Origin of the sequence: Promicromonospora kroppenstedtii DSM 19349 (assembly GCF_000515355.1) — a bacterium.
In the GTDB taxonomy this organism is placed as follows: domain Bacteria; phylum Actinomycetota; class Actinomycetes; order Actinomycetales; family Cellulomonadaceae; genus Promicromonospora; species Promicromonospora kroppenstedtii.
This window is the reverse complement of the sequence record NZ_KI911759.1, coordinates 71,363-73,684: the sequence shown is the minus strand read 5'-3', so window position 1 is coordinate 73,684 and position 2,322 is coordinate 71,363. Positions and strand designations below refer to the sequence as shown.

Here is a 2,322-nt window from a genome sequence, read left to right as displayed (position 1 = left end):
GGGAGACGGTGGCCCGGCGGGCCAGGTCGGCGACCGTCCAGGCACGCTCGGGCTCGGCGTGCATCGCGCGCAGGGCCGCGCTGACCGCCCGGTCACCGATGCCACCCACCCAGCTGGGTCGCGCCGGCGGGTTCGCGCCGGTCCACGCGCGGATCGACTCGATGGTCACCACGTCGACCAGGCGGTCGAGCACCACGCTCTGCCCCAGGCCGTCGTTCGCCATCTCGCGCGCCAGGTGGCCCACGAGCGCAGGGTCGAGCCCGCCCGCCGGCACGACGGCGGCGTCGGGCAGGATCTCGGTGACGAACCGCCCCACGCTGCCCACGTCGGCGTAGCTGGCGACGATCATCGTGTCGGGGCCGTCGGGGTCGTTGCCCCAGTGCCGCAGCCCGTGCGCGAGGGCCAGGTCGAGCGGGGCGCCGTCGGGCGTGACGCAGCGCTGGCCCGGCTCGATGAGCGCGACCGTCGCGCTGCCGGCGGCGTCGGCCACGCGATAGGGCAGGGGGCCGCGCACCAGGGCGACGTCGCCCTCCCGGAGGTCGTGCACGGTGTCGCCGGCCTCCAGGCGGCAGCCGCCCGAGGTGACGATCACGACGGTCAGCGCGGACTCGTCCTCGACCTGGACGGCCCAGGGGGTGCGCATCGACATCAGGAGCGTGAAGGCGCCCTCCGCCTGCGGGTGCGCCAGGAGCTGCGACAACGGGTCCACGCGCCAACCTTAGACGCTCGAACATGCAGAGCAGATTCTGGGCTATTCAACGTCCAGCGCTCCGGCGTTTCGATGTACCCATGACCACTTCACAGACCTCTTCGCAGGTACCCACCACCGCACCGATCCTCGTCACCGGCGGCACGGGCCGCACCGGCCGCCGCGTCGCCGACCGGTTGCGCGCCCAGGGCCGACCGGTCCGCATCGCCTCCCGCTCCGCGGCCGCCTCCTCCACCCGACCGGACACCCACCGCGACACGGTCCCGTTCGACTGGCAGGACGACGCCGGCTGGGACGCCGCGCTCGCCGGCACGGCCGCCGTCTACCTCTGCTACTCCCCCGACCTCGCCCTGCCGGGCGCCGACGCCGTCGTCGACGCGTTCACCGCCCGGGCCGTGCGGCACGGCGTCGAACGGATCGTCCTGCTGTCCGGCCGCGGGGAGGACGGCGCCCGCGCCTGTGAGGACATCGCCCTGGCCGCGGCGCCCGCCACCACGGTGGTGCGCTGCTCCTGGTTCCAGGAGAACTTCAGCGAGCACTTCCTGCTCGACGGCGTGCTGGACGGCCGCATCGCCGTGCCGGCCGACCAGGTGCGCGAGCCGTTCGTCAGCCTGGAGGACGTCGCCGACGTCGCGGCCCTCGCCCTGACCAACGACGCCCACGCCGGCGAGGTGCTGGAGCTCACCGGCCCGGAGGCACTGAGCTTCACGCAGGTGGCACACCTGTTGAGCGACGCGACCGGCCGCCCGGTCGAGCACGTCGCTCTCACCCCGGACGACTTCGTCGCCGAGCTGACCGGAGCCGGCGTTGACCCCGACGAGGCCGCCGGTCTCGCCTGGCTCTTCCAGGAGGTGCTCGACGGGCGCAACACGGCCACCACGGACACCGTCGAGCGGGTCCTGGGCCGGGCGGCCACCCCGTTCGACGTGTTCGCCAAGACCGCGGCGGCCGCCGGGGCGTGGACGCGGGCTCGTACCCGGAACACCTGAGGCTCAGGGCTCCACGGGCATCGCGCCGGGGCGGGTCCACTGCGGGGTCGGCCGGCGGGTCGGCCCCCAGGTGGCCTCGCCGTCGGCGTCGGTGGCCCAGTACCAGCAGGACGCCTGACCGGCGGGCCAGCCGTCCGGCACCTGCTCCCAGGCCTCGCCCCGCCCGTACGGCGTCATGTCGAGCAGGCCGAAGATCCCGGCGGCCGGCTCGTTGCCCCGGCCCGTGGTGCGGTAGGTCAGGTACACGCGGTCGCCGTCGCGCAGGAAGCAGGCGATGTGCCCCATGTCCACGCCGACGGGCGCCGGCAGGCCGCGCACCGAGTACCAGGGTTCGGTGTACCCCATGAAGCGCAGGAACGGAACGACCTCGGCCCAGGGTCCCTCGGTGAGCATCGCGAACGACACCCCGCGCGCCCGCAGGTACGGGGCGGCCTGCTGGACGTGCCAGGCGTTCACGGTGCAGCCCGGGCACTGCCCGCTGACCGGGTCGCCGTCGTGCCACATGTGCTGGTAGACGACGAGCTCGTCGCGGCCCTCGAACAGGTCGACGAACGGCACCGGGCCGTCGGGGCCGACCACCCGGACGCTGCCGTCGAGCTCCGTCATCGGCAGCCGGCGGCGGGC

The 2,322-nt window shown here is 74.5% G+C and carries 3 protein-coding genes; 1 reads left to right on the top strand and 2 read right to left on the bottom strand.

What is annotated here, in order from left to right:
- Positions 1-709, bottom strand: a 709-nt coding sequence (locus tag PROKR_RS27025) for a cupin domain-containing protein (protein WP_036969978.1), incomplete at its 3' end; no start/stop codon positions are given.
- An 80-nt stretch (positions 710-789) separates the two neighbouring features.
- On the opposite strand from PROKR_RS27025, the gene PROKR_RS27020 reads away from it, so the two are divergent.
- A complete protein-coding gene (locus PROKR_RS27020; RefSeq protein ID WP_036969976.1) occupies positions 790-1,698 on the top strand; it encodes an NAD(P)H-binding protein in 909 nt (302 codons plus the stop codon).
- Positions 1,699-1,701: 3 nt separating this feature from the next.
- Here PROKR_RS27020 and PROKR_RS27015 read toward each other — a convergent pair.
- The coding region (locus tag PROKR_RS27015; RefSeq protein WP_036969974.1) for a DUF899 family protein at positions 1,702-2,322 on the bottom strand (621 nt) is incomplete at its 5' end.